Origin of the sequence: Flavobacterium ginsengiterrae (assembly GCF_039539785.1) — a bacterium.
Taxonomy (GTDB): domain Bacteria; phylum Bacteroidota; class Bacteroidia; order Flavobacteriales; family Flavobacteriaceae; genus Flavobacterium; species Flavobacterium ginsengiterrae.
This window is the reverse complement of sequence record NZ_BAABDU010000011.1, coordinates 310,987-334,120: the sequence shown is the minus strand read 5'-3', so window position 1 is coordinate 334,120 and position 23,134 is coordinate 310,987. Positions and strand designations below refer to the sequence as shown.

The 23,134-nt window shown below is 34.1% G+C and carries 26 protein-coding genes and 1 riboswitch; of the genes, 8 read left to right on the top strand and 18 right to left on the bottom strand.

The features are described from left to right. Window positions 1–360 precede the first annotated feature (360 nt). From ABD859_RS23945 to ABD859_RS23935, 3 genes are all read right to left on the bottom strand, one after another. A complete protein-coding gene (locus ABD859_RS23945; protein WP_345147390.1) occupies window positions 361–690 on the bottom strand; it encodes a DUF4870 domain-containing protein in 330 nt (109 codons plus the stop codon). Between the two features lie 130 nt (window positions 691–820). Continuing rightward, a complete protein-coding gene (locus ABD859_RS23940; RefSeq protein ID WP_345147389.1) occupies window positions 821–1,564 on the bottom strand; it encodes a LytR/AlgR family response regulator transcription factor in 744 nt (247 codons plus the stop codon). Continuing rightward, the gene (locus ABD859_RS23935; RefSeq protein WP_345147388.1) at window positions 1,561–3,465 is read right to left on the bottom strand and encodes a sensor histidine kinase; all 1,905 of its coding nucleotides are present in this window, start codon (window positions 3,463–3,465) and stop codon (window positions 1,561–1,563) included. The genes ABD859_RS23940 and ABD859_RS23935 overlap by 4 nt, the downstream gene beginning before the upstream one ends. Before the next feature lie 370 nt (window positions 3,466–3,835). Here ABD859_RS23935 and ABD859_RS23930 point away from each other — a divergent pair, with 370 nt between their 5' ends. Genes ABD859_RS23930 through ABD859_RS23910 form a run of 5 tightly spaced genes read left to right on the top strand, consistent with a single transcriptional unit; the run spans window position 3,836 to window position 6,455 of the window. Further along, entirely contained in the window at window positions 3,836–4,291 is a 456-nt protein-coding gene (locus tag ABD859_RS23930) for a hypothetical protein (protein WP_345147387.1), read from the top strand. 17 nt (window positions 4,292–4,308) lie between these two features. Then, window positions 4,309–4,767 (top strand): hypothetical protein, encoded by a 459-nt coding sequence (locus ABD859_RS23925; RefSeq protein WP_345147386.1) that lies wholly within the window; start codon window positions 4,309–4,311, stop codon window positions 4,765–4,767. After that, a complete protein-coding gene (locus ABD859_RS23920; protein WP_345147385.1) occupies window positions 4,754–5,266 on the top strand; it encodes a hypothetical protein in 513 nt (170 codons plus the stop codon). Before ABD859_RS23925 ends, ABD859_RS23920 begins: the two co-directional genes overlap by 14 nt. 16 nt (window positions 5,267–5,282) lie before the next feature. After that, a complete protein-coding gene (locus ABD859_RS23915) occupies window positions 5,283–5,831 on the top strand; it encodes a hypothetical protein (protein ID WP_345147384.1) in 549 nt (182 codons plus the stop codon). 12 nt (window positions 5,832–5,843) lie between these two features. Next, window positions 5,844–6,455 (top strand): hypothetical protein, encoded by a 612-nt coding sequence (locus tag ABD859_RS23910; RefSeq protein WP_345147382.1) that lies wholly within the window; start codon window positions 5,844–5,846, stop codon window positions 6,453–6,455. Between the two features lie 124 nt (window positions 6,456–6,579). Here the strand turns inward: ABD859_RS23910 and metQ are convergent, their stop codons facing one another. The 12 genes from metQ to ABD859_RS23850 form a co-directional block, all read right to left on the bottom strand. Continuing rightward, a complete protein-coding gene (metQ, locus tag ABD859_RS23905; RefSeq protein ID WP_345147381.1) occupies window positions 6,580–7,392 on the bottom strand; it encodes a methionine ABC transporter substrate-binding lipoprotein MetQ in 813 nt (270 codons plus the stop codon). A 65-nt stretch (window positions 7,393–7,457) separates the two neighbouring features. Beyond that, window positions 7,458–8,111 carry a methionine ABC transporter permease MetI gene (gene metI / locus ABD859_RS23900; RefSeq protein ID WP_345147380.1) on the bottom strand — a complete coding sequence of 218 codons (654 nt, stop codon included), beginning with the start codon at window positions 8,109–8,111 and terminating at the stop codon, window positions 7,458–7,460. After that, window positions 8,104–9,135, bottom strand: coding sequence for a methionine ABC transporter ATP-binding protein MetN (gene metN, locus ABD859_RS23895; RefSeq protein WP_345147379.1), 1,032 nt, complete (start codon window positions 9,133–9,135; stop codon window positions 8,104–8,106). The genes metI and metN overlap by 8 nt, the downstream gene beginning before the upstream one ends. 276 nt (window positions 9,136–9,411) lie before the next feature. Further along, on the bottom strand, window positions 9,412–9,885 hold the full coding sequence (locus ABD859_RS23890) for a cupin domain-containing protein (RefSeq protein ID WP_345147377.1): 474 nt from the start codon (window positions 9,883–9,885) through the stop codon (window positions 9,412–9,414). Continuing rightward, window positions 9,882–11,396: an aminotransferase class V-fold PLP-dependent enzyme gene (locus ABD859_RS23885; protein WP_345147376.1), complete on the bottom strand. Its 1,515-nt coding sequence runs from the start codon at window positions 11,394–11,396 to the stop codon at window positions 9,882–9,884. Before ABD859_RS23885 ends, ABD859_RS23890 begins: the two co-directional genes overlap by 4 nt. Before the next feature lie 98 nt (window positions 11,397–11,494). Continuing rightward, entirely contained in the window at window positions 11,495–12,484 is a 990-nt protein-coding gene (locus tag ABD859_RS23880; protein WP_345147374.1) for a redoxin domain-containing protein, read from the bottom strand. 241 nt (window positions 12,485–12,725) lie between these two features. Then, a riboswitch (SAM riboswitch) is annotated at window positions 12,726–12,825 on the bottom strand. A 650-nt stretch (window positions 12,826–13,475) separates the two neighbouring features. Next, a complete protein-coding gene (locus ABD859_RS23875) occupies window positions 13,476–14,561 on the bottom strand; it encodes an NAD(P)H-dependent flavin oxidoreductase (protein ID WP_345147373.1) in 1,086 nt (361 codons plus the stop codon). Between the two features lie 16 nt (window positions 14,562–14,577). Next, window positions 14,578–15,027: a nuclear transport factor 2 family protein gene (locus ABD859_RS23870; RefSeq protein ID WP_345147372.1), complete on the bottom strand. Its 450-nt coding sequence runs from the start codon at window positions 15,025–15,027 to the stop codon at window positions 14,578–14,580. Then, entirely contained in the window at window positions 15,028–15,762 is a 735-nt protein-coding gene (locus tag ABD859_RS23865) for an SDR family NAD(P)-dependent oxidoreductase (RefSeq protein WP_345147371.1), read from the bottom strand. It abuts the gene before it with no gap. A 5-nt stretch (window positions 15,763–15,767) separates the two neighbouring features. Then, window positions 15,768–15,986, bottom strand: a complete 219-nt coding sequence (locus tag ABD859_RS23860) for a tautomerase family protein (RefSeq protein WP_345147370.1) — start codon at window positions 15,984–15,986, stop codon at window positions 15,768–15,770. Window positions 15,987–15,991: 5 nt separating this feature from the next. Continuing rightward, on the bottom strand, window positions 15,992–16,546 hold the full coding sequence (locus ABD859_RS23855; RefSeq protein ID WP_345147369.1) for a YceI family protein: 555 nt from the start codon (window positions 16,544–16,546) through the stop codon (window positions 15,992–15,994). A gap of 156 nt (window positions 16,547–16,702) precedes the next feature. Further along, window positions 16,703–17,278, bottom strand: a complete 576-nt coding sequence (locus tag ABD859_RS23850; protein WP_345147368.1) for a Crp/Fnr family transcriptional regulator — start codon at window positions 17,276–17,278, stop codon at window positions 16,703–16,705. A 159-nt stretch (window positions 17,279–17,437) separates the two neighbouring features. Here ABD859_RS23850 and ABD859_RS23845 point away from each other — a divergent pair, with 159 nt between their 5' ends. From ABD859_RS23845 to ABD859_RS23835, 3 genes are all read left to right on the top strand, one after another. Then, window positions 17,438–17,839, top strand: coding sequence for a DoxX family protein (locus tag ABD859_RS23845; protein ID WP_345147367.1), 402 nt, complete (start codon window positions 17,438–17,440; stop codon window positions 17,837–17,839). A gap of 205 nt (window positions 17,840–18,044) precedes the next feature. Next, window positions 18,045–18,923, top strand: coding sequence for an oxidoreductase (locus tag ABD859_RS23840; RefSeq protein WP_345147366.1), 879 nt, complete (start codon window positions 18,045–18,047; stop codon window positions 18,921–18,923). A gap of 128 nt (window positions 18,924–19,051) precedes the next feature. Continuing rightward, a complete protein-coding gene (locus ABD859_RS23835) occupies window positions 19,052–19,864 on the top strand; it encodes a helix-turn-helix domain-containing protein (protein WP_345147364.1) in 813 nt (270 codons plus the stop codon). Window positions 19,865–20,254: 390 nt separating this feature from the next. On the opposite strand, the gene ABD859_RS23830 is transcribed toward ABD859_RS23835, so the two are convergent. The 3 genes from ABD859_RS23830 to ABD859_RS23820 form a co-directional block, all read right to left on the bottom strand. Then, window positions 20,255–21,022 carry a LytR/AlgR family response regulator transcription factor gene (locus ABD859_RS23830; protein ID WP_345147363.1) on the bottom strand — a complete coding sequence of 256 codons (768 nt, stop codon included), beginning with the start codon at window positions 21,020–21,022 and terminating at the stop codon, window positions 20,255–20,257. Next, complete coding sequence (locus tag ABD859_RS23825; RefSeq protein WP_345147362.1) at window positions 21,003–22,019, bottom strand: sensor histidine kinase; 1,017 nt, start codon at window positions 22,017–22,019, stop codon at window positions 21,003–21,005. Before ABD859_RS23825 ends, ABD859_RS23830 begins: the two co-directional genes overlap by 20 nt. Before the next feature lie 263 nt (window positions 22,020–22,282). Then, window positions 22,283–23,023, bottom strand: a complete 741-nt coding sequence (locus ABD859_RS23820) for a DUF1223 domain-containing protein (RefSeq protein ID WP_345147361.1) — start codon at window positions 23,021–23,023, stop codon at window positions 22,283–22,285. Between the last annotated feature and the right edge of the window lie 111 nt (window positions 23,024–23,134).

The window sequence follows — 23,134 nt, the reverse complement described above, 5'->3', positions numbered from 1 at the left end:
AAATAATAAATATTACAAAACAGCAACTATCAAATGTTAAAATTTAAAATTTTATGCAGCTAAAAAATATAACTATAATTCGTTAAACATCGTGTAAACTATTATTTTACAATGTATAATCAAACAATTAAAAACAAAAAAAGAGGCTGAAAAACACCAGCCTCTTTTTAATAAAATAATCAAATTCAAAATTATCTACAGCATTTAAACCCTCTAAAAAACATATTCGATAATCAAAAATTACAAGTTAAATTTTATAAATGTAAGTTTTTTAGTATTATTTCACGTTTTTGACGTGAAATGAATTAGTAAAAATGCTGACCAAAAAAATAAAAAACATCTTAATAGGCAAAATAAATCTTAGTTTATAAAACCAAATTTATTTTCAAACAACTGTCCTATTACCGGAATTGGTTTCTTTTGTTCATTAGCCGCATTTATGATTCCGAAAATCCATAAAATAAAAATTACGTAACCAATGTAGCTTAAGAAATAAAGCGAAGGCACGGTCATTACTACTACTGAAAGTGCAATATTGACAATTAATGAAAATAGAAAAATTCCGAAACCTTGTTTAAGGTGATACGTTACAAGATCACTTTTTGGTGATGCATCTTTGCTTTGTACAAAAGCTATAATCCAGCCAATGATTGTTACATAGCTCAGGATTGATAAAGTTTTATTATTCATGGTTTAATTATTTGTTACAGGTCAAAAGTAGACACAATAACAAAGCTCCAAAACCTTTACTTTGTCAATGGTAGCTTTTGATTGGTATTTGAATAAATTGAATATATAAACTGTCAGGAACTATCAACAATTAAATTTCATCTTTCATTAATTTAAAAAACTGTTCTTTTTTTCCTCTGGAAATAGGCACAACCGATTTGTCGTTCATATGCACCATTCCTTCTCTGGAATAACTCAAAATTGAATTTACATTTATTAAATGCGATTGATGAACCCTGAAAAACATAGGCTGAAGCAAAATATCTTCATAATTCTTTAAAGGTTTTGAAACCATTATTTTTCGGCCGTCGGTTAAAAAGAAAGTCGTATAAGATCCCGAAGTTTCGCATCGCAGAATTTGTTCCAGTTTTACGACATACATCGCTTCCTGAGTTGGCAGAACGATTCTGTCCGGCGTTTTAGATAGATTTGTGTGCAGTTCTGTAATCTGTTGTTTTTCCAAAACTCTTTCTTCTAAAACAGCAATACGGTCAATCGCAGTTTTTAATTCCTGCGGATCTACGGGTTTCAATAAATAATCAATTGCACTGTATTTAAACGCATTAATCGCGTGCTGTTCATAAGCCGTTGTAAAAATAAGATGAAAAGCATTAAATGAAATCTGTTGTAAAACATCAAAACCAGTTCCGTTTTTGAGCATAATATCCATAAAAACCAAATCAGGTTTCAGCCTGTCAATCATTTTTACTGCTTCATCAACACTTTCGGCATATCCCACAATCTGTACAGAATCGCCTGAAACCATTTCGAGCATAATCGACAAAGCTTCTCTTAATCGATGTTCGTCTTCAATAATTATCGTTTTATAAATCATATTAAAATGGGAATATTTATAATTACTATACAGCCATTACCGTCTGTTTCGCCGTCTCTTTCTGTAACGGTAAAACCTGCATTTGGATTTTCTCTCTGCATTTTAGACAATCTTTCGTCTGTAATAGTTGTCGAAAGTGACTGATGTGTATCGTTTATTTTTAATTTTCTTGAAGCCGCTAAGCCTATTCCGTTATCTTTAATTGTACAAATTAAGCTTTGCTGGGTTTCATCTTCTTTAAAATAAATTTCGATCAAGCCTCTTACGCTGTTTTCCTGAGGCTTTAACCCGTGTTCAACCGCATTTTCTATAAACGGCTGAATGAGTAAAGGCGGAATCAAAACATCGGTTTCTACATTTTCATCACATTCAATTACGTAATCAAAACCATTGTTTAAGCGAAGCTGCTGCAGTTCTATATAATTTTTTAAAGTGCTTATTTCTTCATCAAGAGAAATAGTTTCTTTGCGTGATTGTTCTAAAACCTGTCTGGTAAGTTTGGCAAACTTGTTTAAATAGGAAACTGCCGGAAGCGTATCTTTTTGTAAAATCATGCTTTGAATATTTCCCAATGCATTAAAAATAAAATGCGGATCCATCTGCGAACGCAGTAATCTTCTTTCGAGAGATAATCTTGCGGCAAGATTTTCAATGGTTTCTTTTTCCATTAACTGCATTTTAAGCTCATTGTTGGCTTGTTCCTGCTGTAGAAAATCTTCTCTGTTTTGATAATAACGCTGGCGGTAATGATAAGAACGAAACATAAATACAAGTCCAATTAATAAAACACCAGCAATTCCGTAACCCAGTAATTTATTTTTTTGTTCCAGTTCTTTTTCAAATTCAAGCTGTTTTATTCTTTCGGCTTTTTTAGCAGATTCGTACCTTGCGTCAGCATTTTGAAGCTGTGACTGCGTTGATTCTTTGTATTTTAATTGTGTGTATTTATCAAAAAGCGTGTCGTAACCATAATAAGCCTGATAATCCTTTCTTTTTATGGCCACATCTTTTAAACTTTTGTAAAAAGCAGCAAAAAGATAATTATCTGTATACGGAAGGCTTTTTTGATAATTAATTCCTTCTATAAACAAAAGTTCTGCTTTTGCATAATCACCTTTTTGGGTTAAATAAAAACCTTTAAGGCCTATGGCACTGCGATAAATAATCTTGATATTGTACTTTTTGGCAATTGCGGTAGCTTTTTCCAAATTAAGTAAAAAAGCTTTCTCATCAATTGGTTTTGGACCTTTTGTATATAAATCGGCGAGATTTAAATAAGCAATCCCTATGTTGCTTTTGCTCACAATTTTATCTGCATTTTTTTCTGCAAGAGAAACCGTTTCTACAAAAAAATGAAGTGCCTTAAGCCATTCTTCCATTCCATTGGCATCTAAATTATCAGTCAAAAAACCGCCCATTGCCAGCCTTGCATACAATTCACTTTCCGGATCGCCGGATTTCTGAGCGTGAATCATGGCTTCTTTGGCATATTTTTCTACTTTTTCCGGCGATGCCGGAGAAAATAAATACGATATATCCGATGCTATTTTTGCACATTGATCATTGGCATTGGCTTTAGAAAATAATGTATACGCTTCGAGCAGATAATTAAGCGCCTGAGGTTTATCATCAATATACGATTTTAAGCATCCCATTGCAGTATAGGCATGTGCTTTTACCCTGATTTTATTTACATTTTGCGATAAATAAAAAGCAGTATCCGCATAATGCATAAACTCTTTTAAATGAAGCAGACGTCTTTGTGTAAGCGCTAAATAGGCGTAACAAATTACTTCATCTCCTTTATTTTTGTTTTTTTGAGCAAGAGCAAGTGCTTTTTTCTGAATATTGATACTCGATACAGTATCAGAAAAACGTTTTGCATATCCTTCTGCTGCCATTTTTTCTACGGGAGAAATATGCTGCGACTGGATTTTTGAAGTAAATAACAGTAAAAATAACCCGAAAAATAACAGGCTTTTTTTGGTGCATTTTTTAGAAGAAAATCTATTTTTTTGGAACATCTTTAGCGGTAATTGACGGCAAAGTACAAATTGTGATTCGAGTAACCAAACAATTTACAAGGCTTTTTACGCTATAAAATCCTTACTCAGAACATCTTATTGAAACTCTTAAAAGCCCGTTATTCCTGATATATTTCAGAATTAACCAAATAAAAATCTAAATGCTCCGTTTACAAATTTGTAATTGTTAATAGATTGTTCATGAAGTAATCTTGTAGTGTAAAATAATTTTAAAATCCCTTTTATTATGAATAAGAAAATACTTTCATTATTATTAATCTGCTTTTGTTTTTTAACTCAAATTTCGTTTGGACAAATTGATGAAAAACGTACCAAAATTGAAATTTCTGTAAAAGACGGAAACAAAATGCTGACTGTTCCTTTGCGTTCTGCAACGATATCTTTTACCAAAGGAGCCAATTATAAAGATCCTGAAGATAAAACCGATAACAGAAGTTATTATTTAAACATTGATATGGAAAAACAGGACATTAATTTACTTCGCGCGGTTGCCGGCAGCAAAAATGGTCTTGACGGGCAAATTACAATGGTAGATACGTATGGAAAAACACCAACCAGAAAAATTGAGTTTAAAGCAGCCAAATTAGACGCATTAAGCGATCAGCTTACCGGAGATTATTCTAGTTCTTATTTTTCTTTTTACTGTAATTTGCTTATTATTGACGGCATAAAAATTGAATAATAAAAAAACGGATTAAAATGAACAATTTGAAATATTTTACAGCAATCGGAAATCAATATACAATGAAACGTGATTATGTTTTTTTACTGATGGTTTGTTTGGCATTGCTTGGATTAACTATTCTTGGCGTGCGGATTAAAGAACCTATAGTAAGTTGGTTTTTTGGTATTCTGGCTGTTGTTTGCTTTATTTCAATCTGGTCAAAACTGGTTCTCATTGACATGGATGAAAAAGAATTTGTCGTGAAAGTGGGATTAATTGGTAAACGTGTTGAAATTCCTTTTGAAGATTTTCAAAGCTTTAAATTGGTTCGAATGAAGCAATACTTTATAACGACCAATACCTATTTGATTATTTGTTATTTAAAAGACGGAAAACAAAAAGAAGCCGCAATTGCACAAGGCATGACAAGTAAATCAATGCAGAAAATAGCTAACGAAATTGACGAAATTTTACTAAGCAATGAACATTCGTGAAAAATACAATATAAAAGAAACCAGCAGTTCATTTTCGTTTGAGCCTGCAAAACCGCGTAAAAAAATATCGCAGTGGTTTTTCTACGGTACTGTTGTTATCGCGATTGCACTTCCGTTGTTTGCAAGAATACTGAATCAAGTTTGGTATCATTCTCTATTTGTTTTATCTGCCTACGGAATTCTGCACAGTTTGTATGATATTTATGTCCGTGCGGGAATTCGTTACACCTTTGACCGCCAAAACAATTCGATTTACAGAATGGTTCCTTTCTTTTCTAATAAAAAAATTATGAAATTAAATGAAGCAGTTATCTTTGTAAGTTCCGAAATGGGAAGCTGGCATTACAGTTTAGGCGCTAAAAAAAGTCAATTTATTAAAAGTTATTTTATTAGTGAAAACTTTAGTTCCGGCAAAAAAAGCGATCAAAAACAAGCCCAATATGAAAACCATATTTTAGCTGTAATTTACAACATGATCGACTCTGTTCAAAGCGTTTAACTTTAATTATTTATATATGAAAATTCACAAAATATTCGCCTTATTATTTATATCAACCCTATTTTTTTCATGTAGTTTTTTTACTGATAATTCGCCGGACAGAGTTTTTCAGCTTATTGGATTAAATGCCAATAAAATTCCTTCGAGCTTTGAACGCGTTTTTAAAGAATACCGACAAATGAAAGCCAACGGATCTCTACAGACACTTGCCGATGACAAAAAAACAATGCGCTCATCGACTTGTGTAGAAGCCGTTAATTTTTACTATGGCGCCACTTTTAAAGAAGATATCAAGAAAATTAATGCGCTTGATAAAACCGATGAAACCAAACCTATTATCGAAGCGGCCATCGACATGTTTGAATATGCACAGAAAGTTCAAAATGATGATTTTCCTAAAATTGCAAAAATGATCGATGACGGAAAATCCGATGAAGAAATTGATCTCGCAGCCAGAAAACTTGACGATACCAAAGGCGTCGAACTGGACAAAAAATACAAGAATGTAATGAATCTTCTTTTGCCTTATGCCGATAAACATGGCGTTGAGTACAAAAAATTCTAAAACACATACATCATGAAAAGCATTTTGAAATACCTTTTTATTATTATCATGATGCTGATGCTTGTAAGTTGCAATTCGGCTTTCAATTCAAAATTGTCAGCCGAAAATGCTTCTCATGATACCATTTATTTAAATGATGATTTAAAACAGCGTTTAGAACCCGTTCTTGAAAATTCTAAACGAATTAATTCCATAAAAAAATGGGCGGAAATTAAATCCTCAAATCTTATGGATACTGCCGAAGGCGGTGAAGCTAAATTGTATTACAAGAACGGAAAACTGGAAAAAATTACTACGCATTATTTAGGAGAAACCTTCCAGAAAATAACGGTATATCACTTATCAAACGAAAAATTATCTTTTGTTTTTGACAAGTTTTATCAATACAATCGCCCTGTTTTTTATGACTCTATCGCCATGAAAAGCAATAACGACACAGAGTTTTTCGATCTCAAAAAAGCGGTAATAACAGAAACGCGATATTATTTCTTAAATGATAAATTAGTTCATCACACAGACAGTGAAGACTGCGGAGCACCTTTTGACAGCGAATATTTAAATGAACTTCAAAAAGAAATTGAAGATGAGTTTAAAAGGCTAAAAGTTATAAGCCAGGAGCCATAAATTTAGACCTAAAATGCCTATCAATAAAAAAGACAGATGATTATTTTTTCATCTGTCTTTCTTTATCAACCAATGTTATTTATGGTCAAAAGTCAATTCATAACTTCTAATTCTCTATTAAAAATTACCAGCCTTTCACAGCACCGCCTTTAAATTCGCGTTCTGCTGCTTTTTCTACTTCTGGAGATTGAAAAGCTTGTAAAAACTGTTTTACTTTTTCTTCATTTTTATTGTCTTCTCGGCTTACAACTAAGTTTACATAAGGCGAATCTTTATCTTCTACAAACAAAGCATCGCGTGACGGAACCAATCCTGCTGCAGAGGCAAAAGTATTGTTAATAATAGCTATAGAAACATTTGCATCATCTAATGCACGAGGTAATTGAGGCGCTTCTAATTCTAATATTTTTAGGTTTTTAGGATTACTTACTATATCTGTTACTTTAGGTAATAAACCCACATTTTCTTTTAGTTTTAATAAACCGTTTTTCTGCAAAAGCAATAACGAACGCCCACCGTTTGTTGGGTCATTTGGAATAATGATTGTACTTTGATTTTGCAGTTCAGCAAGCGATTTGATTTTTTTAGAATATCCTGCAATTGGGTAAACAAATGTATTACCAATAATAGCTAATTTGTAACCACGCTGTTTAGACTGTTCATCCAAATACGGTTTATGCTGAAAAGCATTCGCATCGATATCGCCTTGGCTTAAAGCTTCATTTGGAATCACATAATCGTTAAAAGAAACCAGTTCAACTTCTAATCCAAATTTTTCTTTGGCAACTTTTTTTGCTGCTTCTGCAACTTTTAATTCTGGTCCCGAAGCCACACCCACTTTTATGAAATGAGGATCATTATTTTTGCTCTTTCCGCAATTTGATAAAACAAGCGCCAAAGCCAAAACTCCAGCCGTTTTCAAAAAATTTATTTTCATAACATTCTATTTATTTTAATCTATATTTTAATAAAAAATCATCCGCATCAACAATTAACTAAATTCTATCTATGATCAAATCGTTTCGATAAAGCATCTCCGGCAAACTGAATTAGAAATACCAGAATGACTAATAAAATCAAAACTGAATTCATAATTACAGCATCATAACCAATATATCCATATTGATAACCAACCTGACCTAAACCACCTGCTCCAACGGCACCGCCCATTGCAGAATAACCTACAAGTGTAATCAAAGTAATCGATGCTGCGTTTATTAAAGAAGGCAAAGCTTCCGGAAGTAAAACTTTATATACAATCTGGAAAGGTGTTGCACCTAAGGCTCTTGCCGCTTCAATTAATCCCGAAGGAAGACTTAATAAACTGTTTTCAACCAAACGGGCAATAAACGGTGCCGCGCCAATACTTAACGGAACTAAAGCAGCACTTACTCCAATCGAAGTTCCAACAATTGCTCGTGTAAACGGAATCATCCAAACGATCAAAATGATGAACGGAATAGAACGAAAAATGTTTACCAAAACCGATAATGTTTTGTTTAAAACCGGCTGTTCCAGTATTTGATTTTTTCGGGTAAGGAAAAGCAAAACTCCTGTTGGAAGTCCGATTGCGAAACCAAAAAAGCCCGATACAAAAGTCATGACAATGGTTTCCCAAGTTCCTTTTAACAATAAATCTATAAATGTATCAGACATAACCTATAATTTCTGTTTTAATATGTTTTGAAATAAAATATTGAATCGCCGCATCATAATTCTCGCGTTTTCCTGATAATTCAATCAACATAACACCAAAATTAACTTCACCGGCCTGATCCATTTGTGCGCTTACGATTTTAAAGTTGGTATCGAATAGTCTTGAAACTTCTGAAATAACAGGCTCATTAACTGATTTTCCGGTCATTTCCAGCTTTAATAACGGATTTAAGCTTCCGTTATCTTCTTTTTGTAACTTTTCTTCATAAACGCTCGGAATTTCCAAATGCAGAGACGACGAAATAAATTCTTTTGTCAGTTCATGTTTTGGATCGGCAAAAATCTCTCCTACACTTCCCTGCTCGATTAATTTTCCGTGGCTGATTACCGCTACTTCATCACAAATTGATTTTACAACTTCCATTTGGTGTGTAATCAATAAAACCGTAATATTTAATCGACGGTTAATGTCTTTCAGTAAATTTAAAATCGAACGCGTTGTTGCAGGATCGAGCGCGCTTGTAGCTTCATCACACAACAAAACTTTTGGATTATTAGCCAAAGTTCTTGCAATGGCTACTCTTTGTTTTTGTCCACCCGAAAGACTCGCCGGATAATCGTATGCTTTTTCTGCTAAACCAACCAATTTTAATAATTCTAAAACACGTGTTTTGATTTCGCTTTTTGGAGTTCCTGTCAATTCAAGCGGAAAAGCCACATTTTGAAATACATTTCGTGACGAAAGCAGGTTAAAATGCTGAAAAATCATTCCAATCTGTCTTCTTTCAATTGCTAATTCTGCATTTGAAAGCTTTAACAGAGCTTTACCGTCTACAATAATTTCTCCGGATGTTGGTCTTTCCAAAAGGTTTACACATCGAATCAGTGTACTTTTTCCTGCTCCCGAAGTTCCAATTACGCCAAAAATTTTCCCAACAGGTACTTTTAGCGAAACATCAGACAAAGCAGAAACAATTCTGTCTTTCTGGTGAAAAGTTTTGGTAACATTTTTTAATTCAATCATTTGTTCAAATTCAAGTTTAAAAACAAAAAAGCCTTTCAAATCTTCATGAAAGGCTTTTTGAAATAAATCGTATTTATTTATATATAAGCCAGATCATTGAATTTCATAGCAGTAACACAGCACATCATACTGCAGCTATAATAATAATTCAAATTCTGGTTCTTGTTTCTCATTGCGGTTGCAAATTTAAACAGATAATTTTAATTTTTATGTAAAAAACACAAAACTTTTATTAACCTATCAAAATAGTAGATTACTATATCGATTTATCTAAAATTATTCTTCTTTTTTGGCATCAATTAAAATCGCCAATTGTATACAAGGCGAATCTGATTTATTACTCCATGCATGATTTGTGCCTCTTTGAATTACAATATCGCCAGCTTGTAAAAGCGTTTCTTCTTGATCCAAAATCAAATAAATCTCTCCTGACAAAATGACGATGTAATCTAAAGTATTAGTTTGATGCATTAGCGGATGAGGCTGACCTTTAGGTGTTTCTATTCCTAAATCTTTATCAGGCGGAATCTGCACATAACGAAAATAACTTCCATTTTTTGGTGTATTTGGAAAAGCTGTGTTTTCGATTATTTTTTCTTCAAAACCTGTAGGAGTAGTGTCTGTTGACCAAATATCTGAAATGATCAAACCGGGAAAATGTTCAGATACATTCCTAACAATTTCGTCTTTTTCGATAATTGATTTGCCGTTTCGTAAACCTGTTACGATTCGTCTTGGAATTGTTTTCATATGTATTGATTTGCATTATTAATTCCTGAAGACAACTTAAACCAATCATTTACTTCATTTGCAATACTATCTTTAATTTCAGGATTTTCAAATTCATTAGAAACCGGATTATAAATATAATCTTTCTTCCACTTTTTATAGTTTAAAGCTATTTTCTCAATCGCATCGCAGATATAAAAAAGTTCTTCGTTACTCATAATAGGATGCAGAGACAAACGAACCCAGCCCGGTTTATTGGCTTGATTTCGCTGTAATAATTCATTAGTAATTTCTGCCGATTTCTTTTCATTGATATTAAAAAGATAATGTGCATATGTACTCGCACAAGACCAGCCGCCACGAACCTGAATCCCAAAACGATCATTTAAAAGTCTTACGATCAAATTATAATGAATATCTTCAATTACAAAAGAAACGCAGCCTATACGCTCTGTTATTAAATCTCCTAAAATTGATAATCCCTGTATTTTTTGAAGTCTTGAAAAACAAAGATCAAGTAGTTCTTTTTCTCTGTTTTTGATATTCTCTACTCCCATCTGCTCTTTTAATTCCAAAGCCAAAGCTGTTCTAATAACCTGCAGAAATCCCGGAGTTCCACCGTCTTCCCTTACTTCTATTACATCGCTGTAACAGTATTTCCCAAGCGGATTAGTCCATTTTACATTTCCTCCGCCCGGATTATCAGGAAAATCAGACTGGTATAATTTTTCATTAAAAACCAAAATACCGCAGGTTCCCGGTCCGCCCAAAAATTTATGAGGCGAAAAGAAAATTGCATCTAATTGTTCTTCGGGATTTTTGGGATGCATATCGATTTTAACATACGGCGCCGACGCAGCAAAATCAACAAAACAAAGCCCGTCGTTTTGATGCATAATTTTTGCCAGTTCATGATAAGGTGTGATAATTCCCGTAACATTAGAACAAGCGGTAAAAGAGCCAATCTTTATGCTTCGGTCTGCATATTTTTTAATTACGTGAGAAAGAACTTTTGGATCGACTAAATTGTTTTCATCCGGAGGCAGAATCACAACCTCAGCATTTGTTTCATACCACGAAACCTGATTAGAATGATGTTCCATGTGCGTGATAAAAACTACAGGTTTGTCAAGATCTGATTTTGTTCGCAATGCCATAATACGCTGCAATTTTGATAAAGCAGCCGTCATGCCGCTTCCGGTTGTTACCAAAACATCCGATTCATTGGCATTAACCGACTTTTTAATAATATCTCTCGCATGCTGATAAGCATACGTAGAAGTTTTTCCTGTTTGACTTGAAAGCGAATGCGTATTGGCAATCATTGGACCAATTTTATTGAGCATAATATCCTCTATCGGGTGATATAATCTTCCGCTGGCAACCCAGTCTGCATATACCAGATTTTGTTCTCCGTAAACCGATTCGAAAGTATGATCAATTCCTACTGTATTTTCTCTAAATTTAGAAAAATAACACTCAGATTCTGTTGGTTTTGTTGTTGGCTCAATAGCATTCATTTCCTTTATCATTTTAAATTAACTAATTGTATTATTCAATCTTGTCCTTTCGACAAAGGAGAAATTTTCGTCCTTACATCAGGATGACAAGATTGTGTATTTTTTCTTTCTTAAATTTTATTCTCTAAAAGCGTTTTTAGTGTATTTTGCAATTCTTCTCCGTGAAGGTTTTTAGCAACGATTATTCCTTTTGAATCCACTAAATAATTCCCAGGAATAGCTCTTACACCGTATAATTTGGCAACAGCACTATTCCAAAAAAGCAAATCAGAAACGTGTGTCCATGTTAAATTATCATCCTGAATGCCTTTAATCCAGTTTTCTTTCTTTTTGTCTAATGAAATTGCAATTATATTGAATCCTTTATCATGAAATTCTTTATAGGCGGCTACAATATTTGGGTTTTCTCTACGACACGGTCCGCACCAAGAAGCCCAAAAATCAACTAATGTGTAACCTTTTAGATTATCGTAAAAACGAACTGGCTTTCCCTGAGGATCATTGGCCGTGAAATCTGGAGCTTTTTTACCAACCGCTAAACCATCTAATACGACAGCCAGTTCTTTTAATTCTTTTACATAAGTGGTACTTTGAAGACTTTTATCAAGCAAAGCAATATTTTGTGTGATTTGTTCCGGAGACAGTCTGTAAGACCAGTTTCTGTATAATACATAAGCAGAAACAATCGATTTTGGGTTTTCTGTAATGAATTTGCTGATTTCTACATCTTTCGATTTTTTGTACGTTTCAAACAAATCCTGAGAAGCAGAACCTTCGACTACAGAAGCTGTATAATACTTCTTTGGACTTAGTTTTACTGTAATTGGGTCTTTTTCAAGAAAAATATATAACGGTGAACTATCTTTATTAACGCTTAGTCCGTATAACTCTGGCGTTTTTACTTTTGTCTTAAAACTGAAATTTCCGTCTTTTACTTTTACCGAATCAATAGTGGTAAACATTTTATTGTGGAATTTTTGCAGATAAACATATTGCGCCACAGTATCTGTAACAGTTCCTTTTAATTGTAAATTATTTTCCTGAGCCTGAGTTTGAACAACTCCAAGAAGTACAACAAGCCCCAATAGTATTTTTTTCATGTTATTTTTAGTTTTTAGATTAGACAAAAGAATTTCGGACCAATGACCAAAAGCCATTAGTATATGGTATTAAAAAAGGAAATCTAAGAGAGAATTAATGCTTTCGCATTCGGAAAACGGCCAGACTATTTTGTTCGAAAATTAAATTCAAAAGTTCGTATCCTGCGTATAAAGTCGATTCTGTTTTCATTTTAATACATTTTAATATGGATGATCTTAAACAGATTTTCTGAAAAAATCTTTCTTATCTGTCCGCAAAAACGGAAGGATTTAGCACCTTATTCGGCAACAGGTTGCTAAGACTTCACAGGGCCTATTCCCTCAGTCTTTCTGGATAAGTATCATTATATAAATTTTCTGCGATACAAATATATATTAATTCTACCGAATTAGTCAAGTATAAAATAACTTTTTTTTATTTTTTTGATAAAAGGTTATTTAAAACATCATAAACAGCAGTTTTTAAACAAATTAATAAAAATCATAAATTTGACAAACCGAGTGTTTTATAATGAAAATTCATTCGTTTAGTTCAACAAATATGGTAATTGATATATATATAACAAAACCCATTTATATTTTGAAATGGGTGTATTGTAATAAAAATGTGCCGCCCCGCTGGGGCTTATTTTCTGATATCAATTCTCTATTTCTATAGATATTTAACTCCTCCGGAGTAAATTTGCAGATTAAACATCTATAGAATTACCAATATTTAACTCCTTTGGAGTAAATTTACAAAGCCCTGGAAGGGCTTAATATTTATAGAAATTTATTAATGATTTAAGAAAAAAGAGCTTCAGAGAAGCGACATAACAAAATTAAAGAAGCCCTGGAAGGGCTTAATATTTATAGAAATTTATTAATGATTTAAGAAAAAGAGCTTCAGAGAAGCGACATAACAAAATTAAAGAAGCCCTGGAAGGGCTTAATATTTTATAGAAATTTATTAATGATTAAGAAAAAAGAGCTTCTGAGAAGCGAAATATATTTACGATTTCAACGCTTCAAAATAAGCTGTTGTTTCTTCAATTAAAGCATTCATTAAGGCAGAAGCTTTAGTGTGTTTTAAAATAGGAGAAATCTGCCCGCCCCAAAATAAAATCATATCCCATTTTTGCTGTTCGATTGCGGCTTTTCTAAGCGGTGCAATAAAAGTAGTCTGAAGCGGAAAAGGCAAAATACTGGATTCTTTCCCTATAATATCTTTTGCAAGACGGCTTGTTATTCCACGTCCGAGTCTTCCGGTATAAGCACGTGAAAGTGTTGTGTATTTTGCTGCATCAGAAAACAGCATTTCTCTATGAACAGGTAAAGCGTTTGATTCATCTGTAGCTAAAAAAGCCGTTCCTATCTGCGCTGCACTTGCGCCTAAAGTTAAGGCGGCGGCAATTCCTTTTCCGTCTGCAATTCCTCCTGCGGCAATAATAGGCGTTTTAATTTTCTCGCGCATTAACTGTAATAAAACAAAAGTTCCGGTTACAGATGATTCTGCATCTTTTAAAAATGAAGGTCTGTGACCGCCTGCTTCAAAACCCGAAGCAATAATCATATCTACTCCTTTGCTGTCCAGAAAAACAGCTTCGTCGAGAGTCGTGGCAGCGCCTACGGTTACAATCCCTAATTGACGGCATTTTTCCAGAACATCGTCTGAAGGCACGCCAAACATAAAACTGAAAACTTTTGGCCGAATGTCTAAAATAACTTCTAACTGATTTTCAAATCGGGATTGAAAAGGTACCGGTTTTTCAGGTAATGGAATTCCGGCTTCATCATAATAGGGTTTATAAAGAGCTTTTGTTTTCTCAAACTGTTCATCGATTAAACCTCCTTCGGGAATATCATGATCAGACACCCAAAGGTTAATATTATACGGCTTATTGGTGGCCGCTTTTATCTGTTTGTCTATTTCGTATATTTCCTGCGGACTATTGGTATAAGCTCCGTATCCGCCTAATCCGCCAGCATTAGAAACCGCTGCTGTCAGTTTAACTGTAGATAGATTTCCTCCAAAAGGTCCCTGCAGAATTGGATAATCGATTCCTAATAATTCTTTAGCTTTTGTATTGTACCACATTGCTTAAAATTTTAAATTATCTGCTTGTATCTGTCAGCATTTTATTGACAATAAGCCATTGTCCGTTTATCTTATGGAAAGATAAAAAATCCCGATAATTAAAGTCGTACATTTTAACATTTAATTCTGCCACAGCTATAGAATTTACAACACTTATATGCAGAATTTCACCTTTAAAAGGTTTACCGGAATCTTTAGGACTTTGTCTGTTTTTTATGCCGTTTAAATATAAATCAACGGTTTTAAAATAAGGCTCGCCTTTTATATCTCCAAAAAGCAGTGTTCCCGGTTGAAAAGCTTTTCCAAGCAATAGTTCATCTCCTTCATAAATACCTTTAAAATAATAGTTTTCTATTACATCGGTAATCTTCTGAATTTCTATTTGATTTTCCATTTTTTCTGTATTTTGAGCTTTTATGCTCTGGAAAGTCCAAAGCATAAAAGCAGTTAATAAAATAGTTTTCATTTAATTTAAATTGTGTCCGGCGCCTTTTCCGCCATCAACATTGATAATAGTGCCTGTAATAAAATTGCTTTTGGCAACTGTGTAAACCATTTCGGCAACATCATCAATCTCTCCTACTCTGTTTAATAAATGCAAACCGGCACTTTGATCTGCGTTATCGCCGTGCATTGGTGTACGAATTACTCCGGGAGCAACAGTATTAACACGGATATTTTTTTTACCAAATTCGGCTGCTAACTGAATGGTCAATGCATGTATTGCTCCTTTACTGGCAATTGGCGCTGTTGCGGGCCATCCGCCCAAACCATGATTCACTAATGGTGTTCCTATGTTTATTACTACTCCGCCTTGTTGTTTAAGCATTTGCGGTATTACAGATTGTGTAGTAAAATAAGTTCCTTTTAGATTGGTTTTTAAAAAGCTGTCTAAATACGCTTCATCGACTTCTAAAAAAGGTTTACTGGCAAAAATTCCTGCATTATTAATTAATACATCGACCGAACCAAATTTCTCTAAAGCAATTTTTACCAGTTGTTCGCCTGTGTTTTTATCGCTTACATCTCCGGCAAATTTTGCAAGATTGCTTCCTGCTCCAAATTCGTTGAACGTTTTTTCTAATGCACTTTCTGTTAGTGAATTGATGACTACATTATCGCCTCTGTCTAAAAAATATTTAGCAATTCCTTTTCCTATACCAGATGCTGCTCCGGTAACGATTATAGTTTGTTTTTTCATGATGTTTATTTTTTATCGGCTGTTATGCCTTTTTCTCTTAATACTGATACTTGTTCTCCTGCGTACCCCCAGTCGTCTAATTCAATTTCCTGAATTACTACATGGGTTAAATGCGGGTCTTTGTTTAATACTTCGGTAATTAAATCGGTAATACCGCTTATTAGTTTCTGTTTTTGCTCGCGGGTAACGCCCTCACGAGTCAATTCGAGCTTTACATAAGGCATGATTTTTAGTTTTGAGATTGTCCTGAAAAAACAGCTTCGGCATTGATATTAAAATCAAGTTCAAAGTCGTTGTAGATTAAAGTGTCTCCCAAATCTTTGAAGAAATTTCCAGAACGAAATTTAATGTCGTATTTGGTACGATCGATAATTAATTTCCCTGCAAGTGAAATACCATTTGAATGATTTTGAAGCGACACTTCAAATCCTGCAGGATGCGTGATGTCTTTAATGGTTAAGTTTCCTTCAAGATGAAAATTACCATTTGGAAGCTCTTTTACGTTTAAAACTTCAAAAGATGCAGTTGGAAATTTTTCGATAGAGAAAAAATCATCAGATGCAAGATGTCCTGCAAATTGAGTATTCGTTGCCGGATCTGTCACATCCAGAATTTTTATAGAAGTTGTATCGATAACAACATTTCCACCTTTTATTTTTCCACCGTTTAAGATGAAATTACCATTTTTGATACCAATTGTACCATTGTGTGCACCGGTTACTTTTCTTCCGGTCCAATCGATTCTGCTTTGTGAGCTTACGATAGTATAATTTATTGTTTCCATTTTTATTGTATTTAAAAGTACAATACAAAGGAACGGCGGTTATAAAGATTGGTTACGTGATGTAGATCACTGTTTTTTTTTTAGCTTCTAAGTTACTAAGAGGCTAAGCGGCTAAGTTTATTTCTCATTTTCTTCCTTTGTCCGAAATGAGACAAATCAAGAATTATGAAGCCGGCTTAAGGTTTCTCTGGAAACGCCCAGATAAGCTGCAATTAAATGCTTTGGAACGAGATTGTACAATTGTGGATATAATGCCAAAAGTTCTTCGTAACGTGTTTTGACATTATTATTCATAAATGACAACAGACGTTTTTGAGTCGCGATATATCCTTTATTGGTTCTCCAACGGAAGAAATGTTCTATCTGATGAAATTCAGCGCAGAGTTTTTCGCGGTCTTCATTCGAAAGGCATAAAACCTCAGCATCTGTTATACAATCGACATTTATAGAAGCTGGAGTCTGGTTGTAAAGCGCATTATAATCAGAAGCCCACCAGGTTGGCATGGCAAACTGAAGGATATACATTTTGATTTCATCATTAATAAAGAAAGTTTTTAAACAGCCGGAAATTACAAAATACTCACAGTTTACTTTATCTCCCGTACTTATAATCGTTTGTCCTTTTTTAAAAGACAATGGTTTAAAGTGGGAATAAAAGTAATCAAACTCATCTTGTGTGAGCGAGACGGTTTTGGCAATATGTTCTTGCAAAATGGCTTTGGCTTCCATCATCAAAATAAAAGTAATTCGGTTTGGTAAAGTTATAAAATCAGATGAACTTTTGGATTGTCTGTTTCAGAAATCGTTTTGTCCGTTTCACCTAATTTGTGATATGAAATCGATCGCTGTTGACGCAATTTTGTCCTGTTTAACAACTTAAAATTTAAAATCATGAATGCAAAAACAACAAAAATTATTTATTGGACAGGAATTATTTTAACTTCTTTATGGTTTGGTGCCAGCGGTTTTTTTGAATTAACAACCAACAAACTGGTTTGGGAAATTACACAGCTTTTGGGTTATCCTGCACATTTTATTTACATCTTGGGAGTTATGAAAATTTCGGGAGTTATTACGCTTTTAATTCCAAACAAATTATTACGATTAAAAGAATGGGTATTTGCGGGAGTATTTTTCGACATTATTTTCGCCTTCTTTTCAAAATTAGTTGTATTAGGTTTCCCGGCAACTATCGATGCAATTATTGCTTTTGTGATGGTAAGTGTAACTTATGCTATGTTTAGAAGATTATATACAGCATCTTATACTATTAATGTTTCTGAAGAAAATTAAGCTTCTTCTTTTTTTAAATCTCGCGAAGGCGCGAAGATGCAAAGAAAATTAAACTTAGCGTCTCTGCGTCTTTGCGAGATTCTGTTATTAGTAAACCAAATCCTCTATTACTTTGAACTTCAAAACAAACTAACTTGAGCTTTTCAACAAACTAACAAAGCTTTCTCCCGACGTAAATTTGTAAAGAATTTAAAACACAATTACAATGAATAAAATATGGTTTATCACAGGAAGCTCTCGCGGATTAGGTCGTAATCTTACCGAAGCAGTATTAAACATCGGTGACAAAGTTGCTGCAACTGCGCGAGACATTAATCAGTTAGCTGATTTAAAAGAAAAATATAACGATCAAATTCTGCCTTTAGCATTAGATGTAAATAATTATGATCAGATTCATGACGCAGTTAATAAAGCTGTAACGCATTTTGGCCGTATTGATGTATTGGTAAACAATGCAGGATTCGGAATCATTGGCGCTGCAGAAGCGTACACACAGGAACAAGTCCGCAGTCAGTTAGAAACTAATTTATTTGCACCAATTGAGGTTACGCGTGCCGTACTTCCAATTATGAGAAAACAAAAATCAGGACGTATTTTACAAATTAGTTCTGTTGGCGGACGTGTTGGAAATCCTGGTTTAACGATGTATCAGGCGGCTAAATTTGGTTTAGGCGGTTTTACCGAAGCTTTGGCCAAAGAAGTTGCACCGCTTGGTATTTTTGTTACCAGCGTAGAACCAGGCGGATTCCGTACCGATTGGGCAGGCGCTTCCATGACTTATGCAGAAGAAATTGAAGGTTATGAAATGGTCAAACAGCGTAGTGATTTTTTTAAAGGCGGCAATTTTGTTCCGGTTGGTGATCCTGAAAAAGCTGCAAAAGTTATGGTTGATTTGGTTTCTCATCCTAATCCGCCAATGCATCTTGTTTTAGGAAGCGAAGCCATCACAATTTTAAAAAATGCCGACGAAGCCAGAACCGAGGAAATGGAAAAATGGATGAATGTAAGTTTATCTACAGATCATGAAGATTCCGGAAGTTTTTATGATTCCGGACAAGGAAAATGGTATACTAGCAAGAAATAAAAAGCACTGGCAATTTCAATGACAAAATTCAATGTTTAATCATTGAAATCTGCGTAAAAATTTTTCTATACAATTTAAACAGCATCTTCTATCGCAAGGTGCTGTTTGATTTTTTATAAATTTGTGATATGGATACTTCAAAATCAACTCAAAAAACATCGCCTATTGCTTATTCCTGTTATCACTCCCAAAACAGAGAGGGCGAGCAGTTTGCTGCTGAACATGTTTTGAGTTTTCAGATTTCGGGAATACTGACTTTGAACAACGGCAGTAAAGAATATATTTTTAATCCTGGAGATTTCCGATTTATAAGAAGAAACCAGCTTATTAAATTTATCAAACAGCCCGATCCTAATGTGGCTTTTCAGTCTATTTCGATTTATTTAAGCCAGCAGGCCCTTCGGGATTATTCTATTCAGTACAATCAAAAAACGAATCTGATAAAAAGTCCTGAAACTGAAACGGTTTTTCAGTTAAAAGAAACTTCCCTGCTTAAAAGTTTTATGAATTCGCTGATTCCATACATCAACGAAGACCAGTTAATTAATAAAGAACTTCAAAACCTAAAAGTAAACGAAGCAATTACCATCTTACTGCAATGTAATCCTGAGCTGAAAGATATTTTATTCGATTTCAGCGAACCCGGAAAAATTGATCTGGAAGCTTTTATGAAAAAGAATTTCCATTTTAATGTTCAGCTCGATCGCTTTGCCTATTTAACGGGAAGAAGTCTGGCAACTTTTAAAAGAGATTTCCAACGTATATTCGATAATTCACCAAGTCGATGGCTGTTACAAAAAAGACTACAGGAAGCGTATTATCAAATTAAAGAAAGAGGAAAAACTCCATCTGAAGTATATCTGGAAGTGGGATTTGAAGATTTATCGCATTTTTCATTTGCGTTTAAAAAGCAATTTGGAATGCCTCCTTCTAAAATTTAGTTTCAGGCTTCAAGTTAACCGCAAAGTTCACAAGTATATACGCAAAGTTCGCAAAGTTTAAATATAGCTTTGCGAACTTTGCGTTTTATATAAATCTTACTTAAAAATCTTTGCGTGCTTTGCGGTTAAATATATTTAACGGTTTTCAAGCCAGCTCAAAAAAGCGGTCGCCTTTTCCTTCCCTACCAATAATTTTTCTTCGGTTGGGTTTGATTTAACCGCAAAGAACACAAGGATTTACGCAAAGGACACAAAGTTTTTTGTTCTTACGATCTGTGCAAAAAGAATATTCAAAAGAACGCAAAGCTTATTGATATAGCTTTGCGTTCTTTGCATTTTTATAAAAACTACAGCTCAAAAAAACTTAGCGTTCTTTGCGGTTAAATACAATCAACGATTCTCCAGCCAGCTCAAAAAAGCGGTCGCCTTTTCCTTCCCTACCAATAATTTTTCTTCGGTTGGAATGGTTAATTTGATGATTAATTTTCTTGAAAAATAATGTTCAGCTTCTCGTATGGCTGAGAAATTTACCAGATATTGTCTGTTGGTTCTAAAGAACTGAATTGGCGATAATAATTTATGCACCTCATCGAGAGATTGTGTGATTTGATATTCGGTTTTATCAAAAGTGACAATCGTAGGAGTTTCATTTTTGATGTAGAAAAAAGCAATATTTTCGGTTAAAATAGTCTGGTATTTATTGTTTTTGAAAACCAAAAAACTGCTTTTCCCTTTGTTCTCTCCCGTTCTGGTCAGAAGATAATCAAAATCGGGCATCATTTTTTTATTTCTTTGGAAGAAGTTTTTCAACTCGCCCGCTTTTTTAATGGCCTGCGAAATGCTTTCTCTTGAAAAAGGTTTCAGTACATAATCAATTCCGTTTGATTTAAAAGCATCAATTGCATAATCATCAAAAGCAGTGCAGAAAATAACCGGAGATAAAACCTCAACGTTTTTAAAGATTTCAAAACTTAATCCGTCTGCCAGCTGAATATCCATAAAAATCAAATCGGGCTGATCGTTTTCTAAAAGATAACTCACAGCACCGTCAATACTTTGTATGTACGATAAAATCTGAGCATCCGGACGAATACTCAAAATAAGCTGGCCAAGTGCTTTGGCCGTCTTTACTTCATCTTCAATTATTATGATAGTCATAAATTAGTGGTATTTTAACTTTAAAAAGGGTTTCGGTTTTATCAATTTCAATTTCTTTGTGAACCAAATGCTGAAAACGCTGATTGATATTATTCAGTCCAACTCCGGTAGACAAGGTACCGCGTTTAAGCTGAATTGGGTTTTCGATAACTAGAAAATCATTCTCGGTATATAATTTTATCTGCAAAGGTTTATCAAGCGAAACAACATTGTGTTTTATACAGTTTTCAACCAATAACTGAAGTGAAAAAGGCGGAATTGCACAATCGTATTGTTTAGAATCTATTTCTTTTACAACATCAAATCCGTCTTCAAAGCGGGCTTTCAGCAAATAAACATACGAATCTAAAATCTGAAGTTCTTCTTTTAGGGAAATTAAATCCAGTTTTCGGCTTTCTAGCGTAAAACGATAAAAATCAGACAATTTCAGGATAAAATCAGAACTCTGCGGATCCTGCATATCCACCATCGATTTAAGGGTATTTAGGCTGTTAAACAAAAAATGCGGATTAACCTGCTGTTTCAGTAATTCGTATTGCGCACCCAGATTTAACGCTTTGGTACGTTCCAGTTCAACTCCCATTTGCTGGGTTTGGTAATTCTGAAAAAGAAGATGAAGAAACATATAAACAATCAAATTGATCAAGACACCCCGAAGTTCAAACATAATCGGCGCATCCATTTTTGAAACCTGAAAAAGCTCCTGATGGGCAATTACCAGGATTACCATCAAAAGAATACCCATTACAACACTCAGCAAAAGTCTCCAGTTAAAAAGGCTTTTATTGGTTCTCTGTGAAGAGAATTTTGGCAGGCTGTAAATATTGTAATACCATATAAAAAGGGAAAACAAGAGCGTAATTGAAGAATTTATTATAAGGTCTCCAGGTGTAGAATCGGCGTCGAATAATTTGGGAATTGAAGCCATAATGGCAAGTGCAATAGAACTTCCCCAAATGACTTTGAGCGAAACCTGAAAACGTTTTGCTTTTTCCATATTTGTTTTTGTTTGGTTATCCTGACTGTCAAAGATAGGTTTATTTTGAAAAAATTATTTCTCGAAGATTGAAAATTCAGCCAAAGTAATGTCATTTCGACGTAAGGAGAAATCTCCGCGAGAAGCTCTACAAAGATTGGCGAACATTCTGTGCGGAGTTACTTTTGGAGGTTTGCTTCGCCTATTCGCTATCGCTCGGGTCTCCTTACGTCGAAATGACAATATGACGAAGTATTCTTTTCATATCTGTATGAAACAAAATCTTAACCACGTTTTGCTCCTAAAATAGCTCCGGAATTCATATCCTGCACAAAACCAATAATTTCAAAATCCTGTGTATTGAAGTTTTTAGGCAGATGAATATTTGCTGTTCCTTTCTTTACTTTATACAAATCAACCGACTGAAGCTGACGAACGATTTGATAATGCGTTAAAACACGATTGGCATTCTCGCCTCTTTTTACATTGCTTTTGGCTTCTTTTTGAATAACTGCAATAAACAATCGGCTGTTTTTCGAAGTTCCTTCTACATTGTAATTTACAGAAAGATTGTTATCTGTCTGATTCGTTTCTAAACTTACATTTGCGAAAGCCGGTTTTACAAGTGCCGATTTGATTCCGTTTCTTAAACTTGTTTCCTGAGAACCTACATAATCTATTTTTCCGTTAATGATTACCTGCGGTGTATAAATAGGATCTTTACCCATAAATTTGGCGTAATCATATTGTCTTTTGGTATAATCGGCATTGCTGAAAATATCTTTCCAGCCTTGTTTGTCCCAATAATCAACGTGATAAGCTAATACGTAAACATTTTTGTCTTTTAATTCGTTCTGAATTCTTCCAGACAATTCATCAGCCGGCGGACAGCTTGAACATCCTTCTGATGTATATAATTCTAAAAGGGCGAAACCTTTTTTATCGGGGTTGCTTTGTGCAAAAATGATGTTTCCAGTTAAGAAAAACAACATCACAAAAGCACTTATTATTTTTATCTTTTTCATAATTCTTATTTTATTCCTGCAAGGTTTCTAAAACCTTGTAGGTATTTTTATTAAGTCTAATATTTTAAACCTACAAGGTTTTAGAAACCCTGCAGGTTGACAGCTTAGCGA

Coding starts and splice junctions, on each gene's coding strand:
- ABD859_RS23930 (WP_345147387.1), top strand. CDS start 3,836: ATGAATAAGAAAATACTTTCATTATTATTAATCTGCTTTTGTTTTTTA.
- ABD859_RS23835 (WP_345147364.1), top strand. CDS start 19,052: ATGGATACTTCAAAATCAACTCAAAAAACATCGCCTATTGCTTATTCC.
- ABD859_RS23880 (WP_345147374.1), bottom strand. CDS start 12,484: ATGAAAAAAATACTATTGGGGCTTGTTGTACTTCTTGGAGTTGTTCAA.
- ABD859_RS23840 (WP_345147366.1), top strand. CDS start 18,045: ATGAATAAAATATGGTTTATCACAGGAAGCTCTCGCGGATTAGGTCGT.
- ABD859_RS23925 (WP_345147386.1), top strand. CDS start 4,309: ATGAACAATTTGAAATATTTTACAGCAATCGGAAATCAATATACAATG.
- ABD859_RS23850 (WP_345147368.1), bottom strand. CDS start 17,278: ATGATGGAAGCCAAAGCCATTTTGCAAGAACATATTGCCAAAACCGTC.
- ABD859_RS23915 (WP_345147384.1), top strand. CDS start 5,283: ATGAAAATTCACAAAATATTCGCCTTATTATTTATATCAACCCTATTT.
- metI (WP_345147380.1), bottom strand. CDS start 8,111: ATGTCTGATACATTTATAGATTTATTGTTAAAAGGAACTTGGGAAACC.
- ABD859_RS23830 (WP_345147363.1), bottom strand. CDS start 21,022: ATGACTATCATAATAATTGAAGATGAAGTAAAGACGGCCAAAGCACTT.
- ABD859_RS23910 (WP_345147382.1), top strand. CDS start 5,844: ATGAAAAGCATTTTGAAATACCTTTTTATTATTATCATGATGCTGATG.
- ABD859_RS23820 (WP_345147361.1), bottom strand. CDS start 23,023: ATGAAAAAGATAAAAATAATAAGTGCTTTTGTGATGTTGTTTTTCTTA.
- ABD859_RS23935 (WP_345147388.1), bottom strand. CDS start 3,465: ATGGCAGCAGAAGGATATGCAAAACGTTTTTCTGATACTGTATCGAGT.
- metN (WP_345147379.1), bottom strand. CDS start 9,135: ATGATTGAATTAAAAAATGTTACCAAAACTTTTCACCAGAAAGACAGA.
- metQ (WP_345147381.1), bottom strand. CDS start 7,392: ATGAAAATAAATTTTTTGAAAACGGCTGGAGTTTTGGCTTTGGCGCTT.
- ABD859_RS23920 (WP_345147385.1), top strand. CDS start 4,754: ATGAACATTCGTGAAAAATACAATATAAAAGAAACCAGCAGTTCATTT.
- ABD859_RS23890 (WP_345147377.1), bottom strand. CDS start 9,885: ATGAAAACAATTCCAAGACGAATCGTAACAGGTTTACGAAACGGCAAA.
- ABD859_RS23940 (WP_345147389.1), bottom strand. CDS start 1,564: ATGATTTATAAAACGATAATTATTGAAGACGAACATCGATTAAGAGAA.
- ABD859_RS23825 (WP_345147362.1), bottom strand. CDS start 22,019: ATGGAAAAAGCAAAACGTTTTCAGGTTTCGCTCAAAGTCATTTGGGGA.
- ABD859_RS23855 (WP_345147369.1), bottom strand. CDS start 16,546: ATGGAAACAATAAATTATACTATCGTAAGCTCACAAAGCAGAATCGAT.
- ABD859_RS23860 (WP_345147370.1), bottom strand. CDS start 15,986: ATGCCTTATGTAAAGCTCGAATTGACTCGTGAGGGCGTTACCCGCGAG.
- ABD859_RS23870 (WP_345147372.1), bottom strand. CDS start 15,027: ATGAAAACTATTTTATTAACTGCTTTTATGCTTTGGACTTTCCAGAGC.
- ABD859_RS23875 (WP_345147373.1), bottom strand. CDS start 14,561: ATGTGGTACAATACAAAAGCTAAAGAATTATTAGGAATCGATTATCCA.
- ABD859_RS23945 (WP_345147390.1), bottom strand. CDS start 690: ATGAATAATAAAACTTTATCAATCCTGAGCTATGTAACAATCATTGGC.
- ABD859_RS23865 (WP_345147371.1), bottom strand. CDS start 15,762: ATGAAAAAACAAACTATAATCGTTACCGGAGCAGCATCTGGTATAGGA.
- ABD859_RS23845 (WP_345147367.1), top strand. CDS start 17,438: ATGAATGCAAAAACAACAAAAATTATTTATTGGACAGGAATTATTTTA.
- ABD859_RS23885 (WP_345147376.1), bottom strand. CDS start 11,396: ATGATAAAGGAAATGAATGCTATTGAGCCAACAACAAAACCAACAGAA.